Consider the following 13,489-nt stretch of genomic DNA (forward strand, 5'->3'; position numbering starts at 1 on the left):
GCACTATTATTTATAGATTCTCTGTGGTAGGAGATGATTTTTATCGAGAATAAAGTCATCAATGAAGTCTTTGATGATTGGTCTAAATAATTTCTTCTGCCAACGATATACATTTTCAAAGATCCGCTCAAACTGGTTCTTTTGTATCTCGACGTAGGCCATCAAGGCTGCAAAAATATGATTCAAAATCAGTTTAGATCGTCTTACTTGAAACTTTTCAATATGACAAACCTGTTTAATCACTCGGTGATATTGCTCTATTTTCCAATGACTTGAATGTAATTCATGAAAACCCTCAAAGGACAATAAATCATCTTCATCTTGATGCACAATATAAAACCTCTGCTGTTCTTTTAACTGAGTCTTAAATAATTGTACAAAGCCAAAATCTTTGAGCCAGACCACTTGACCCTGATGAAAATCTGGCAATAAACGCAGTTGAAACCATTGTCCTTTTTCTGGGGAAACCTTACGGTTACAGTCGATACCAAACATAAATCGAATACCATATTTTCTTATGGTTTTTAGATTTCCAGTCGATGAATACCAACTATCACCTGTAATAAATTGAATCTTTGCACCCCAACTGAGTACTTCACTTAACATATCCATAAAGTAATCATTCTTGGTTTTACTTTCAGATTTGTCATAAATTCGGAAATTAATTGGAATATTTTGACCATTTTGATCTGTCGCATACAAGGTAATGAGATTAATACCCTTGACGGATCGGTGGTGTTTGCCTGACCAAAAATAGCTAACTAAGTCCATATGCTGACTATATGGTTTATCTAAAACAGTATCATCAATACTGACTATAAGTTTATTATTATCAATATGTTGAATTGATTCTTGATATAGGTCGTGAGGTGTGTAGTCTTCACGCTCTAGAAAGCGATTTACACTATCATGCGAGATGTTATAAGTCTCGGCAAGTTGTGTGCAGCTAATAGAGTTCGGTTCTGTCATGAGAAAGCCCATATAAATGGGTAGAGTACAGGTTGCTGTAGAAGCATGTTTAATTCGTCTAATCACAGATACTTTATAAAGCATTTTAATACTTTTTTGAATCTGTCAATGCGTAAGTCCTAAAATTAATCCTTGTGCCTCTAATTCTTGGTAAGCATTCATCACTGTGATCAAGCTAAAACCAGAACGTTGTACTTGTTCACGTAGAGATGGAAGTTTGCTATGTGCCTTCCAAGTACCATTTTCGATCAGTAATTTTAGATTGTGTGCTAACTGTTCAGACTTATACATGAAGTTTGCAGCCCTAATGATATCTGCTTTTATTTTAAAGAAAATCTATCAGGATTTTATAACAGATTTAGTCCAATTGAATCATCTGTTATATTTTTTTAAGCATGCTCTGTAGCTATTCAATACTTGAAGTAACGCTCAAAATAACACCATGAACGATTAAAACTCCAAACACAAAATTTGAGTTTATTGGGTTCTAAAGAATGTTTCGATTTGACAGGGCGTATTCGATGTTTGTGACCAAAGAACTTAATGCGATGACAGCAGTTTTTGAAGACAGTATGCCTTCATCACTGATTAAGGAAGAATTACAACTTGAATATGTGAATCTTGAAGCGACTTTATTAAGAGCAAAAGTCTTAAGAAATTTTGCTAAAGAGAAAGTGACTTACATTGTGCAAACTCAAATTTATGAGAATGACCAAAATCTAGCATATTTATTTGCGCCGTTTGTGCTTGCCAATTTAAATCAGCCTGTGATTTATACCACGCTCAATTCATCTTCGATTTTAAAGATATTAAATCAATATTATCAGGCAGAAAAAAGAGTGAAGTTGAATGTCATAGATTTGCTGCAAAGTCTGAAAGTTTATGTAGATGTTGTCGATCAACCCAAAAACCAAGAGGACTTTCTATTTAGAAACTTGGTTAAAGCACTCTGTCGATCAGATATTTCGCAAATTTTTTTGATCACATCATCAGCGATGAATCATCACCAACTTCAACAGTTGCAGGATTTCTTAAGCGTAAAGATTAGTGTCATTCAGACAGTTTGTGAAGAAAGTATTGTAAAGGATGAAATGTTAAATACTCGGAAATTGTTGTTTAAAAACAAAGATGATTTCCATCGAAATATTTGTACATTGTTTTCATCTTTAAACGCAAAACTTATTGCACAAATAAGTCAACTTAGTGAAGTACAGGCAGCTCATCTTATTGAAGACATGTTTTATTCGGAACATATTTTTGAAAAATTATCAGTCTATGCCGAATACATGCAGACCCATATCCAAAATGGATCAAGTTATAAAACTTTATCCATGATTTAAAGATTTTAGAACCGAATACTTGTATTTAAATAGGAGTAGACAATATGTCTCAGCAACAATCTAAGTTTCCATACTTAACAGTTGGTATCAGTATTTTACTTGGTTGCTTATTTTTAGTTTTCTTCTTCCTTGCGGTCAGTAACCAACCAGATTATATGCCGTCACAACAGAAGCAGAATATTCAAAAGATTCAACCAGCACATTCATCAACTGAATAAACTTAGAATGCTAAATCACTTATATTTTTCTCAAGCTTACTGCTGACGTTGTGTCTAAAAGTAAGCTTTTTTTTAGACGAATTATGAATATCGGCGAGGAGACTTGCCTGTCCATCTTTTGAATGCACGCGAGAAATTAGTGATATTGGTATAACCTAAATGATCTGAAATGTAGTTTAAGCTTAGATTATGATTTCTTAACAACATGATTGCTTTGTTGCGGCGGACTTGCTCCACAATATCTCTAAAGTTTGTTTGTTCATCTGCGAGTTTTCTTTGCATGGTACGTTCTGAAATTTGAAGTTTCTCACAGATTTCCGTGATTGAGCTGATTCCTAAGACTTCATCGTAAACCAAGTCTTGAATAAGACTGCTAAAGGTTGAGTGTTTAATTAAATTGCGTAATTGAGTTTTGCATTGTTCTCGCATTAGACGGGCAGTGATTGGATCAGCAGTCGGTAGTGGAATCTCTAAAATTTGTTTGTTAAAAACCAGTCGGGTTGAAGATTGATTAAATCGAACCTCTCCTGGCAACAAGTGTAAGAGTTCTTCAAAATAGTCTGGACGCTCAAATTGCACATCAGCAAAGCCTGTTAGTTTATGACCTGATATTGCTTGCCCCATTTGTACGAAACCAAGTAATAAAGCAGTTTGAATCACCTCATCGTATTGATATGGTGTGGTTTGTTCAAAATATAGATACGCAAACTCATCATCAGTGTTTAATTTAATTTTATGTATGGTTGACTGTAGCGCAATAAACTCTTGAGCTATTTTTAAGGCATCATGTACATCTTGAGCTGCCAGTGCTGCAAAACCGATTAGTCCATGGCAAGTCACAGTCATCTGCATACCTAAATAAAAACCAAAAGCAAATGGTTGTGCCTTTGTGAGCAATAACGCTCGATCAATAATATGAATTGTCTGATCAAAATCAGCATGCCACATAGATTCCAATAGCTTCGCTTGTTCAATCCCTGTGCCATTTAATAATTCTTCTTTTGTGACATTCCAACGCGTCACAACATCCGCAATCAATGCGATGTATGTTCCAGGTACAGTGTTTCTGTATTTTGTTGTGATTTGCATGAAGTGCCCATGTGTGTCGGGAAATGATAATAAGTTGACATATTCTGAAGAATTGTCACAAGTTTTTTCTAGGAAAAATAGCAGTCTCTTGGTTAGAGGGTGAAAAGTGATGGCGCATTTAGATACAGTTCAAAAACAAAGCAGTAGAAAACCACTTGGCGCTCAGGTCAATATTCCACCACGACGTATGGATTTTGATTTTTCTAAGGCACCGATCAATGGCTATGCCAATGATGCTTATATGACAACTTTTTGGGCTGCATTTTCTGCACTATTTCCAAAAGAAGAATCTTTTTTCGTTGAGTCAGTGCGACATTATCGCAACCAAGTACAAGGTGATATTTTAAAAGCTCAAATTGCAGGGTTTATTGGTCAAGAGGCTATGCATAGTAAAGAGAATGTTTCATTTAATAAGTTCTTTGCTGCATAAGGCTATCCAATGGATCATTTGGACCGAGATGTAGGAAATTTATTGTCCTTAATACAAGAATACGCTCCACATCGACTGCAATTAGCGATCACCGTTTGTTTAGAGCATTACACGGCTATCATTGCTGAATATTGTTTGAAAGCCGACCATATGCATCGCTTGGCTGATCCAGAAATTTTAAAAATATGGTTGTGGCATGCCTTAGAAGAAAATGAACACAAAACAGTGGCTTTTGATGTGTATCAACAAATTGGAGGGCACTATCTTGAGCGCAGCCTAATGATGATTCCAACGACCGTCACTTTTGCATTTATGTTCTTGTGGTTTCATGGACGTTTATTGGCTCATGACAAACGATTATTTTCGATTACCAAAAATTGGCGTGGTATTAAGCATTTTTGGGGACGTGGCGGTATGTTTCAGGGAATCGTTCCACAATTATTAGATTTCTTTAAACCTAACTTTCATCCAAGTCAGCATGACACTGATCAGTTGTTGAATGAGTGGAGAGAAAAGTTATTTGGTGAGTACGGAATTTTAAAAAATGAAATGAATTCCGCAAACAATAAAAAGTTAATGAATTAACTGAAATTCAATAGGAAATAAAATGAGAAAAGGATTTCTATTGATTGCCTTGATGTTGGGCTTTCAATCAGTACAAGCAAAGATAGATATTTGTGTGTTTGATTTGCAGGGTAAAGCAGGAGAATCATATAAAACAGTCGAGGAGTGGGCATTGGCAGCCAAAGCTTGGAAAGTGGATATGAATCTCATCCCTTATCAAGATGAAGCTAAAGCGCAAAATGATTTTGATGCTGGGAAATGTGATGGTGTTTCCATGACCTCCATGTGAGCACGTAAATATAATAAATTCGCAGGTTCGATCGATGCGCTGGGGGCCGTGCCAAATAATTCGATTGCTAAAAAAGCAATTACTTATGTACTTGATCCTCTTAATAAAAATCGCCTAGTTACAGAAATGGATGGCGATAAGTATGAGGTTGCGGTGATTGTCCAAATTGGACTCGCTTATGTTTTTGTACGGAATAAAAATATTGATACGATCGAAAAGGGTAAAGGGAAAAAGTTTGCTTACTTACATTATGATCAAGCACAAAAGATGATTATAGAGCGTTTGCAATTGGTTTGTGTGCCATCTGAAATTTCAGACTTTGCAAAAAAGTTTAATCAAAATCAAGTCGATGTGATTGCTGCACCTGCATATGCATATAAACCTTTAGAAATTGAAAAAGGTATTAGTGCAAATGGGGCGATGTTTAACTTCCCAGTGGTCAATTTAACGGGTGATATTATTATTCGACCGAACAAATTTCCTCAAGGCTTTGGGCTCAAATCACGAGCTTGGGCAACTCAACAGTTGAATAAGAATTTTACGAATATTGCTCGTTTGGAGTCGGAAATACCGACAAAATATAAACGTAGCTTATCAGCGGATGATAAACGCCGTTATCAGCAAATGTTGCGCGATGGACGCATCGAACTGACTAAATTAGGCGTATATGACCGTACGATGATGAGTGTACTAAAGCGTGCCCGTTGTACGGTGGAACGTACTAATTTCGAATGTTCTTTGAGTGGGGAATAATTACAACTACTAATTATTCATCTGGTAGCTGATAGTCTCTAGAGGATTCAAGAATAATAAGAATTTTTGAATCTACTTTAAAAAACAAAAGCCTACAGAAAGTAGGCTTTTCTATGCATAAATTAGAATAAAACAAACTGAATCCGACAAATCATAAATAGAAAAGAATCTCAATTCGTGATAATTCTATCTCCAATATACAAAAAAAAGCTCAAATGAGGGCAAAATGGATAATTCAGAACAAAACATCCACAAGCAAGAAAATCAAGGTTATGCGCGTATAGAGCCATATACTCAACCCGCTGGAGGTTGGGGTGCATTGCTTAGCGTTGCACGTAACCTAAAACGTCAAGATGTTCTAAAAAAAGGTTCAATCACACTATTAAACATTAATCAGCCGACAGGCTTTGATTGTCCAGGTTGTGCATGGCCTGAAAAAAAAGATACTCATGCCTTTAACTTTTGTGAAAATGGTGCAAAGGCTGTTGCTTTTGAGGCAACTAGTAAAACAGTGACACCAGAATTTTTTGCAAAACATACTGTGAGTTGGTTATCTGAGCAGAGTGATTTTTATTTAGAGGATTTAGGTCGCCTCACTGATCCTATGCGATATGACATCGTGTCAGATAAATATATTCCGATCAGTTGGGACGAAGCTTTTAAGCTGATTGCAAAACATCTCCAAGCACTGGATGACCCCAATCAAGCGGCTTTCTATACATCTGGACGTACTAGCAATGAAGCAGCTTTTTTATATCAATTATTCGTAAGAAGCTTTGGAACCAACAATTTCCCTGATTGTTCGAATATGTGCCATGAGACTACCAGTGTGGGATTAAAGCAGTCGATCGGTTTAGGGAAAGGCACTGTAATTCTGGATGATTTTGATCAGGCTGATGCTATCTTTAGTTTTGGTCATAATCCAGGAACTAACCATCCTCGAATGTTAGCAACTTTAAGAGAAGTTTCTAAACGGGGAGGTAATATCGTTGCAATCAATCCAATTAAAGAGCGTGGTTTGGAGCGTTTCCAAGACCCACAAGCGCCTTTAGAGATGATGACTAACAGCAGTACACCAATTAGTCGTTATTATTTTCAACCTAAAATTGGTGGGGACTACGCGTTACTTTTAGGGGTGCTTAAGCATTTATCTGAATGGGATAAAAAAGCATTAGCGCGAGGCAAATCTAGCGTATTCGATCGAAGCTTTATCGAAAAAAATACGGTTGGTTTTGAGCAGATGATCGCTGAGGTTGATCGAACAGAATGGGAGCAAATTCATAAGTATACAGGGCTTTCACCTGAACATTTGGAATCAATTGCACAAATGTTTTTAGATGCTAAAACCGCGATTTTTTGTTGGGGGATGGGAATTACTCAACATCGTCACGGTACAGCCAATATTCATATGTTAGCCAATCTGATGTTGGCTCGAGGGCATATTGGACGATCTGGTTCAGGTCTATGCCCAGTTCGTGGTCATAGTAATGTACAAGGCGATCGGACAATGGGTATCAACGAAAACCCAAGTGACCAGTTACTTGATAGTCTCGATCGAGTTTTTGGCATTCAATCACCACGAAAACATGGATATGGTGTGGTTGATACCATCAAAGCAATGTATGAGGGTCAAGTAAAGGTCTTTATTGGTTTAGGTGGGAATTTTGCAGTTGCAACACCTGATACGCCGTATACACAAGAAGCTTTACGCAAATGTAATTTGACTGTTCATATCGCAACTAAATTGAATCGCAGTCATTTGGTGTGTGGTGCAGATGCTTTAATACTCCCATGTTTAGGGCGGACAGAAGTTGATCAACAGCTTCATGGACCTCAAGCAATTTCTGTCGAAGATTCCATGAGTAATGTGCATTTATCAGCAGGACGCAATCCTCCAATCTCAGAAAATATCTTATCGGAACCTGATATTGTTGCTCGCATGGCTGAGGAAGTATTACCAACGAGTCAAGTCAAATGGCGATGGTACATTGAAAGTTATGATCGCATTCGTGATTCGATTGCAGATGTATTTGATGAATTCCATGATTTCAATCAACGCGTTTATCAAGCAGGAGGTTTCCATTTAGAACACCCAGCTAATCAACATGTTTGGAATACACCAAGTGGCAAAGCACAATTTTTAATTACTCCTTTAGCGGAGGTTTATGAGGATACCGAACATCAATATGCTGCCGCGTATACTCAACAAAAGGTTTATACCTTAATGACCACTCGATCGCATGATCAATACAACACGACCTTATATGGACTAGATGATCGATATAGAGGTGTTTTTGGTCAACGACGAGTGCTGTTTATGAATCAGTTGGATATCGATTCGGCAGGCTTTGAGGCAGATCAATGGGTCGATATTGAAAGTGTATTCTCTGATGGTGTTAAACGAATTGTGCATAGTTTTCGTATCGTGCCATATAACATACCTGTGGGCAGTTTGGCTGCATATTATCCAGAGACTAATCCATTGGTCGCACTCGGTAGCCATGACAAACAGGCAAAAATTCCTGCATCAAAAAGTGTGCCCGTGATACTACATGCAGGGAAAGCACCTGAGCATTTTAACTTAGCTGTTGAAGTTGAATCTGAGTTGGCAAATCAACGTGTGAGCAATCTCTAGTGAATAAATTTGATGCTTGTTGAGATGAATGGGAGACTAAATACTGTGGTGGTAGATACATTAGGCTATGAAACTGTAGAGGTACATCGTTTTCATCAGAATACGTCTGAAAATGAACTGGATTATATTGTTCAAGAATATCCTGTTGCATTGATTTATAACGGTATTTCTCATGCAGTGATGATGGCGACACCCGCTGATCTCGAAGTTTTCGCAAAAGGATTTAGCCTTTCTGAAGGTATTATAAATAGTTTGAATGAGCTATATGCAATTGAAATGAATCAAAATGAACTTGGAATCCAAATAGAGATGACGATTTCGTCACGTGCTTTTATAGCTTTAAAACAACATCGACGTATGATGGTGGGTCGCACAGGTTGCGGGTTATGTGGAATTGAAAGCTTGAAGCAACTCTATTTAGATCTTCCGAGCATCTCTACACATTTAAAGCTTTCTTGGTTAAATCAAATTCCAAGTGCGATGGCACAACTCAAGGTGAGACAAACAATTAGTGAACTTACAGGTGGTGCTCATGCAGCAGCTTGGGTTGTTAATGGACAAATTATTGCTTTATTTGAAGATGTCGGTCGGCATAATGCATTGGATAAATTGCTTGGCTATTTGGCTGAGCAAAAGTTAGATGTTGGAGATGGATTTGTTGTGATGACCAGTCGTGCCAGTTATGAACTGATTCGCAAATGCGCCCAATACAACATAGCTTTGCTGGCAACGATTTCTGCTCCAACCAGTATGGCGATTGAGATGGCAAAAAAATTAAATTTAACTCTAGCCAGTTTTTGTCGTGGGGATAAGTTTGTTCTATATAGCCAATAATTATCAATTTCTAGAATTTTTAAAGGCAATCAATAATTTATGCCTCAGCTTTTGCTAACTCTGTTTCGATATAGCTAATAATCATTGTACTTAAACCTTTAACCATTTCATCAAAGCTAATTTGAGGGTTAGGTAAGATGAGATGACGAGCGACGTTAAAGATACTGCTGTTGATACTGATATAAGCTGTAACGCTCAAATTATTAACTTTTAGATATCGAGGATGGCGCATCATATATTTCATGAGCACTTCCATCAACGCCATTTCAATTTGTCCAATATAGCGTTCATATTTAAGTTCTGTGGCATAGCGTAGACATATAAGATAACGATCATTATCGCGTGTGAGCAAATCTCGGAACGTATAAAAGATCATCTGAAACAATGGTTCAAGCTCCATTTCCACGATGATAGGAGTAAGTTCTTTCACCATATCTAATACTTCTTTTACAAAAGATTTGGCCATCGCATCATAAATTTCTTCTTTATTCTTAAAGTATTCATAAAGTGAACCTACACTCACTCCAGCAATATCAGCAATATGGCGGGTCGTTGTTCCACTGGTTCCATTGGCAGCAACAGCGATAAAACCTGCTTCGATGATAGTATCAACAGTAACTTTTGAGCGATTTTGACGAGGTTTACGAGTAGCCATTTCAGTGAAAAATAAAATCCGAACATATTGTCAGATTAGCATGCCCTGATATCTCATGAAAGTTCTATTAAATTAATCCGAACAAAAATAATTACTAATTTTTAAATTATTCTTTTGAATTTGTAATAAACACCAGTTTAGATAAGATAAATAAAATTATTTCATTATTTTTTCTTAATTATGTTTTATTTAAATTAATGATAATTATTGTTTTTAATTTTAATTGCTGTGGATTTTTATGATTGAGATTACTTGTTGAGTCGTATCAATATTAGAAAAATATAGGATAAAAAATCTTCATTTTTACCCGAATTGAATCCGAACATAAGATCGGTTTACATTGGTTCTAGTAGGGAACTAGGTTCAATAAAATCTCCCGAATCTTTTTTCGTAACTTAAAAAAGAATGAGTGTGGCGAAAAGAGATGAACCTAATCCAAAGAATATTAAAGGGCAAATGACGCTCAAGTGAAGTAGGTAGGTGTAGCCATGATTAGCAGCACGTTGAACAAAGGTTTGAGTTTATTTAAATCCAACCCAATAACTGAGCAAATCGATTTTGCGAGTAAAAAAAGCATACCCATTCGACACTTGGCAATCGGATTTGAAGGTAAACAGATTGATTTATCATTCTATATGAATAACCAGTTTGCAACGATATTCTTTGCAACACTTTCTGTTTTCTTGACTTATGGTGAAGACTTAGTGATTGAAACAGCACGTCACCATCGTGATTTGCTCAAAGATCCTATTTTAAAACAACGTGTAACCTCTTTGATTGGTCAAGAAGCGATTCATTCTAAATTACATAATGAATTTAACGACGCAATTGTTGAACTTGATTATCCAGTGCGCTTGTATCGTTTTCTTGGTGAAAAGTTTTTTGATCATATTTTCTTGAAATTCCCACAACCATTAAAACTTTCTCTAATGGCTGGAATCGAACATTTCACGGCCGTGTTAGCAGAATACATGATGGCGCATGAGCAGAACTTCTATTTTTCTGATGATGCAAAGACACGTGCTTTGTGGATGTGGCACATGCTTGAAGAGTCTGAACATAAGGATGTTGCTTATGATGTTTATCAAACATTGAATGGTAATTATGCGTTACGTGTTACAGGATTCTTCCTTGCATATTTCACGATTCTTGGGCTGATTCCATTCTCAGCAACATTAGTTCCAGTCTTGCGTAAACCGCAAGAAATGTTAACGGCGAAGTTTTGGAAAGATGCTCGACGTGGTGTGAAATTAATCTTTAGTCCTAAAGATGGTGTGTTCGGTAGTACTCAGGCTCGAATCTTTGATTATTTGCGCAGAGATTTCCATCCTAACGATCATGATGCGTCAGAATATTTTAAATACTACGAGAAAAAATTGTTATCAGAAGGCGGTGCTTTACATCCTTTCTTTGTGAAGGAGTTTACACCTAAAGTTCAGGCAGCTTGATTGATTTATAGCGATGCAGTGCGCTAGTGAATTATCGTTTTCGAGTGGCAAAAATGATCAATTCGTTATGAGCAATTTGGTTCTTGTTGGTCATATTTTGCTAGTGCACTATGCATCGAATATCTTGATAAAGACCAGTATTAGATTTTATCGAGATAATGTTTGGCACAAACATTCTTAGAAATTTTTTAAGAGCTGAGATGTTTCAAATTGCAGAAATAATCTTAAAGACAATTTGATCATTTCATTGGATGTGCCGCTATTAATTTTTATATTACTCTCTCTGTGGGGGACAAGCGATGGTCGCTCAAGTTATTAGAAATGTATTTTCAGACAAACTTAGTACTAAATATCAAGGCATTGTCCAAAATTTAGCGAACAAGGCTCCAATTCCTATTCGTCATTTTGATTTCAAATTTAATCCAGCTGAGTTGGATCAGAAGTTCTTCTTAAATAAAGAGTTGGCGACTTCTTATTTTCATGCTTTATCGATTTTCTTAACCTTTGGTGAGGATGTGGTCATTGAGACAGCTCGTCACCATCGTGAATTTATTAATGATCCGATTTTGAAACAAAGATTGACTTCATTAATTGGTCAAGAAGCAATTCACTCAAAAATTCATAATCAATTCAATGATGAAGTTCTCAAAGAGAATGGTTATCCAGTCGAATTGCTCCGTGCGATTGCAGATAAAGTGTTTGAGTACGGAATTTATAAACTACCGCATTCTATGCAGCTATCTTTAATGGCAGGTATTGAGCATTACACCGCTGTACTCGCTGAATTTATGATGCAGCATGAAGAATATTTACTTGGTTCACAAGATGAAAGACAACGTGCGATGTGGATGTGGCACATGCTCGAAGAATCAGAGCATAAAGATATTGCTTATGATGTGTTTCTAGAGTTATCAGGAGATTACTGGGTTCGTATCACGGGATTCTTACTTGCAAGTTTAACCATTTTAGGTGGTGTTTCTTTAGGTGGTTACTTGATGCCATTTATTCGTAAGCCAAGTAATTTGATCAATCCACGTTATATGAAAGATGTATTAGAAAGTACCGCATTATTATTTGGTAGTGAACGAGGGGTATTTGGTAGTAGCTTTATGCATATCTTGGAATATTTACGTCCAAGCTTCCATCCAAACGACCATGACACTACAAAATACATGGAATATTACAAAGAGCGTTTATTAAATCCAGAAACAGGTTTGTTATCACCTTATTTCTTAAAAGAATTTGTGCCACCTGTTCGTGCAGCATCTGCATAACTTGGTCAAGCTGAAACAATATTTTGGAATACAAATATGAAATTATTTGGAAAGAAAGCCAAACCAAGCCAAAACGCATATGCAGTGGTAACTGGTGCGGGAAGTGGGATTGGTCGTAGTTTTGCACTTGAACTGGCAAAGCGTGGCGGGACTGTGGTTTGCTCCGATATTAACTTGGAAGCAGCAAAAGAAACGGTTGCCATAATCGAGCAATTGGGTTCAAAAGCTTTTGCAGTAAAGTGCGATGTTGGAAATGCTAAACAAGTTGAAAAGCTTGCTGACCAAGCAGAACAACTTATGCAACATCCAACAACACTTGTGATCAACAATGCAGGTGTTGGGTTGGGTGGTAAGTTTGATGAAACCTCTCTGGAAGATTGGAAATGGGTTTCAGATATTAACTTATGGGGCGTGATTCATGGTTGTCACTATTTCGTACCAAAGTTTAAACAACTTGGTCGCGGTGCAATTATCAATGTTGCTTCAGCAGCGTCTTATACTGCGGCACCTGAAATGACAGCGTATAACGTGACTAAAGCTGGGGTACGTGCTTTGTCTGAAACGCTTTCAGCTGAATTGAGAAAACATAACATCAAAGTTAATGTGTTATGTCCAACATTGGTGCCGACCAATATCATCAAAAACGGAAAAGTACCGCACAAGGGTATCTTGGACTATGCACTGACAAACTTGGCCTTCACGACCAGTGACAAAGTTGCCAAACTGACATTAGACCGTTTGGATAAAGATCAGCTTTATACCATCCCTCAGATTGACGCAAAACTATTCTGGTTAATGAAGCGTACTGCTCCGAATTTATATGCAAAATTCTTGGGTACATCATACCGATTAATGAAATAGCCTAAGCAAATGTAAAATTTCTATCGAGTTTTGATACGCGTAATGATCATCCGCAACCTGCATAGTATCAAAAAAATAATAAGGTTTTATATTCAAGAAAGTATTAAATAAATGAAAGTGGTGAACAGGT

10 protein-coding genes and 3 pseudogenes are annotated in these 13,489 nt (G+C 36.9%); 9 read left to right on the plus strand and 4 right to left on the minus strand.

Annotation, left to right across the window (positions count from 1 at the left end; genetic code table 11):
* Nucleotides 1–6 precede the first annotated feature (6 nt).
* On the minus strand, nt 7–1,035 hold the full coding sequence (locus Q9Q86_RS03775; RefSeq protein WP_142028625.1) for an IS701-like element ISAba11 family transposase: 1,029 nt from the start codon (nt 1,033–1,035) through the stop codon (nt 7–9).
* A 57-nt stretch (nt 1,036–1,092) separates the two neighbouring features.
* Nucleotides 1,093–1,260, minus strand: a pseudogene (locus Q9Q86_RS03780) (GntR family transcriptional regulator); the annotation flags it as partial.
* 230 nt (nt 1,261–1,490) lie between these two features.
* On the opposite strand from Q9Q86_RS03780, the gene Q9Q86_RS03785 reads away from it, so the two are divergent.
* Both Q9Q86_RS03785 and Q9Q86_RS03790 read left to right on the plus strand, forming a co-directional pair.
* On the plus strand, nt 1,491–2,309 hold the full coding sequence (locus Q9Q86_RS03785) for a hypothetical protein (RefSeq protein WP_004953571.1): 819 nt from the start codon (nt 1,491–1,493) through the stop codon (nt 2,307–2,309).
* A gap of 44 nt (nt 2,310–2,353) precedes the next feature.
* Nucleotides 2,354–2,527 (plus strand): cbb3-type cytochrome oxidase assembly protein, encoded by a 174-nt coding sequence (locus tag Q9Q86_RS03790; protein WP_146751479.1) that lies wholly within the window; start codon nt 2,354–2,356, stop codon nt 2,525–2,527.
* 81 nt (nt 2,528–2,608) lie between these two features.
* Here Q9Q86_RS03790 and Q9Q86_RS03795 read toward each other — a convergent pair whose 3' ends face one another.
* Nucleotides 2,609–3,616, minus strand: a complete 1,008-nt coding sequence (locus Q9Q86_RS03795; protein WP_112987017.1) for an AraC family transcriptional regulator — start codon at nt 3,614–3,616, stop codon at nt 2,609–2,611.
* Nucleotides 3,617–3,803: 187 nt separating this feature from the next.
* On the opposite strand from Q9Q86_RS03795, the pseudogene Q9Q86_RS03800 reads away from it, so the two are divergent.
* The 4 genes and pseudogenes from Q9Q86_RS03800 (at nt 3,804) to fdhD (ending at nt 9,121) form a co-directional block, all read left to right on the plus strand.
* A pseudogene (locus tag Q9Q86_RS03800) lies at nt 3,804–4,631 on the plus strand (metal-dependent hydrolase).
* A gap of 22 nt (nt 4,632–4,653) precedes the next feature.
* Nucleotides 4,654–5,652 (plus strand): annotated as a pseudogene (locus Q9Q86_RS03805) (putative solute-binding protein).
* A 226-nt stretch (nt 5,653–5,878) separates the two neighbouring features.
* Nucleotides 5,879–8,287 carry an FdhF/YdeP family oxidoreductase gene (locus Q9Q86_RS03810; protein WP_112987016.1) on the plus strand — a complete coding sequence of 803 codons (2,409 nt, stop codon included), beginning with the start codon at nt 5,879–5,881 and terminating at the stop codon, nt 8,285–8,287.
* 24 nt (nt 8,288–8,311) lie between these two features.
* Complete coding sequence (gene fdhD, locus Q9Q86_RS03815) at nt 8,312–9,121, plus strand: formate dehydrogenase accessory sulfurtransferase FdhD (RefSeq protein ID WP_112987015.1); 810 nt, start codon at nt 8,312–8,314, stop codon at nt 9,119–9,121.
* Nucleotides 9,122–9,158: 37 nt separating this feature from the next.
* On the opposite strand, the gene Q9Q86_RS03820 is transcribed toward fdhD, so the two are convergent.
* Complete coding sequence (locus Q9Q86_RS03820; protein WP_004953586.1) at nt 9,159–9,776, minus strand: TetR/AcrR family transcriptional regulator; 618 nt, start codon at nt 9,774–9,776, stop codon at nt 9,159–9,161.
* A gap of 488 nt (nt 9,777–10,264) precedes the next feature.
* Between Q9Q86_RS03820 and Q9Q86_RS03825 the strand changes: the two genes are divergently transcribed.
* The 3 genes from Q9Q86_RS03825 to Q9Q86_RS03835 all read left to right on the plus strand — a co-directional run bounded on the left by Q9Q86_RS03825 (nt 10,265) and on the right by Q9Q86_RS03835 (nt 13,359).
* Nucleotides 10,265–11,224, plus strand: a complete 960-nt coding sequence (locus tag Q9Q86_RS03825; protein WP_004953589.1) for a metal-dependent hydrolase — start codon at nt 10,265–10,267, stop codon at nt 11,222–11,224.
* 299 nt (nt 11,225–11,523) lie between these two features.
* Nucleotides 11,524–12,498 carry a metal-dependent hydrolase gene (locus Q9Q86_RS03830; RefSeq protein ID WP_017395081.1) on the plus strand — a complete coding sequence of 325 codons (975 nt, stop codon included), beginning with the start codon at nt 11,524–11,526 and terminating at the stop codon, nt 12,496–12,498.
* A gap of 36 nt (nt 12,499–12,534) precedes the next feature.
* Nucleotides 12,535–13,359 (plus strand): SDR family oxidoreductase, encoded by an 825-nt coding sequence (locus Q9Q86_RS03835; RefSeq protein WP_112987014.1) that lies wholly within the window; start codon nt 12,535–12,537, stop codon nt 13,357–13,359.
* Nucleotides 13,360–13,489 lie beyond the last annotated feature (130 nt).

This window comes from Acinetobacter sp. A22 (assembly GCF_030913345.1).
Lineage (GTDB): Bacteria > Pseudomonadota > Gammaproteobacteria > Pseudomonadales > Moraxellaceae > Acinetobacter > Acinetobacter junii.

Bases quoted from the DNA above. Each gene is read 5' to 3' on its own strand.
- Q9Q86_RS03825 (WP_004953589.1), top strand. From the start codon at position 10,265: ATGATTAGCAGCACGTTGAACAAAGGTTTGAGTTTATTTAAATCCAAC.
- Q9Q86_RS03830 (WP_017395081.1), top strand. From the start codon at position 11,524: ATGGTCGCTCAAGTTATTAGAAATGTATTTTCAGACAAACTTAGTACT.
- Q9Q86_RS03795 (WP_112987017.1), bottom strand. From the start codon at position 3,616: ATGCAAATCACAACAAAATACAGAAACACTGTACCTGGAACATACATC.
- Q9Q86_RS03820 (WP_004953586.1), bottom strand. From the start codon at position 9,776: ATGGCTACTCGTAAACCTCGTCAAAATCGCTCAAAAGTTACTGTTGAT.
- Q9Q86_RS03790 (WP_146751479.1), top strand. From the start codon at position 2,354: ATGTCTCAGCAACAATCTAAGTTTCCATACTTAACAGTTGGTATCAGT.
- Q9Q86_RS03810 (WP_112987016.1), top strand. From the start codon at position 5,879: ATGGATAATTCAGAACAAAACATCCACAAGCAAGAAAATCAAGGTTAT.
- fdhD (WP_112987015.1), top strand. From the start codon at position 8,312: ATGAATGGGAGACTAAATACTGTGGTGGTAGATACATTAGGCTATGAA.
- Q9Q86_RS03785 (WP_004953571.1), top strand. From the start codon at position 1,491: ATGTTTGTGACCAAAGAACTTAATGCGATGACAGCAGTTTTTGAAGAC.
- Q9Q86_RS03835 (WP_112987014.1), top strand. From the start codon at position 12,535: ATGAAATTATTTGGAAAGAAAGCCAAACCAAGCCAAAACGCATATGCA.